General features: G+C 75.5%; 2 protein-coding genes. Both read right to left on the minus strand.

Features of this window, described 5'->3' with window-relative positions; translation table 11 throughout:
* Positions 1-32 precede the first annotated feature (32 nt).
* Positions 33-1,040 (minus strand): NAD-dependent epimerase/dehydratase family protein, encoded by a 1,008-nt coding sequence (locus EHS43_RS44515; protein ID WP_125196054.1) that lies wholly within the window; start codon positions 1,038-1,040, stop codon positions 33-35.
* A 60-nt stretch (positions 1,041-1,100) separates the two neighbouring features.
* Positions 1,101-1,426: winged helix-turn-helix domain-containing protein (locus tag EHS43_RS44520; protein WP_148104342.1), on the minus strand; the 326-nt coding region annotated here is incomplete at its 5' end.

The raw sequence follows: 1,426 nt of genomic DNA on the forward strand, positions 1-1,426 counted from the left end.
CACCCGCACTCGTCCGCCCCGATGCGCGTGGCTCAGCCGTGGGTCCCGGCCGCCAGGGCCTTCGCCTCGGTCTCCGGGTCGATGCCCACCACCGGCCGGTCCGGGCGCTGCGGCGCCACACCGCCGATGTCCCGCAGCCAGCGCCAGGTGTCGGCCACCGTCGCGCCGACCGGACGGCAGCGCAGTCCCGCGGCGACGGCCCGGGAGGTGTCCGCTCCGTGCAGGGTGCTGTGCAGGTCGGTGCCCGGCGGGACCCACACCGGCAGGCCGGTCCACGGGGCTATGCCCGCCCCGAGGACGACGTCCGGTTCGGTCCAGCGCAGTTCGGCGTCCGAGCCGGTCACGGCCACGCAGGCGTCGAGGAGTTCGCCCGTCGTGGTGTGGCCCCGCGGAGCAACCAGGTTGTACGGCCCGTGCCGCCTCGCTGCGGAGGCCTCCAGCACCCACTGCGCCAGGTCGCGGACGTCGACGTACTGCAGGGGCAGGTCCCGTGGTCCGGGGGCGAGGACGGGGCCGCCGCGGGCGATCCGGCCCAGCCACCACGGCAGGCGGCCGATGTTCTCGTAGGGGCCGAGGATCAGCCCGGCCCGGGCGAGGAGGGAGCGGTCCGCGCCGAAGGCGTCCAGTACGGCCAGTTCGGCGCCTCGTTTGTCCCGGGCGTAGTCGGTCTGTCCGGCGTCGGCGAAGGCGCCGTCGACGACGGGCGCGTCCTCGGTGTACCCGGCCGGCTGCGGCCAGGCGTACACCGAGCAGCTGGACACGTACGCGTACCGCCCGGCCCGGTCCCGCAGCAGCCGTGCCGTGTCCCGGACCGCTCGGGGCGCGGCCGACCAGGTGTCGACGACCAGGTCCCACGGGCCGCCCCCGTTCAGCGCGGTGAGCCCGTCGGCCGCGGTGCGGTCGCCGTGCAGCGAGCGCACGCCGGCCACCGGCGCGTGCCGTCCCCGGTGGAAGACGGTCACGTCCCAGCCGTGGGCCAGACCCGCCTCGGCGACGGCCCGGCCCACGAACTGCGTACCGCCCAGCAGAAGAAGTCTCATGCCGGTGACTGTGCCCGCCCGGGCGGCGCCGGGGAACCCGGATCTGCCGAGGGCAGAGGGTCAGTCCCCGGTCGGGGGCGTGTACTTGTAGCCGACCCGCCGCACGGTCTGGATCGCGCCCCGGAAGTCCGCGCCCAGCTTGCGGCGCAGCCGGGCGATGTGGACGTCGACGGTACGGCCGTCACCGACGTGGCCGTAGCCCCAGACCGTGGTGACCAGCTGGTCGCGGGTGTGCACCCGGTTCGGGTGCTGGACCAGGTGGGCGAGGAGCTCGAACTCCAGGTAGGTGAGGTCGAGTTGCCTGCCGTTCACCTCGGCGGTGCGCTGCGCGGTGTCGATCCGTACCAGGGCGTCGCCGGCGTCCGCGGCCTCGGGCTCCCGCGGGA

Source organism: Streptomyces sp. RP5T, assembly GCF_003933965.1.
GTDB lineage: Bacteria > Actinomycetota > Actinomycetes > Streptomycetales > Streptomycetaceae > Streptomyces.

Bases quoted from the DNA above. Each gene is read 5' to 3' on its own strand.
- EHS43_RS44515 (WP_125196054.1), bottom strand. From the start codon at position 1,040: ATGAGACTTCTTCTGCTGGGCGGTACGCAGTTCGTGGGCCGGGCCGTC.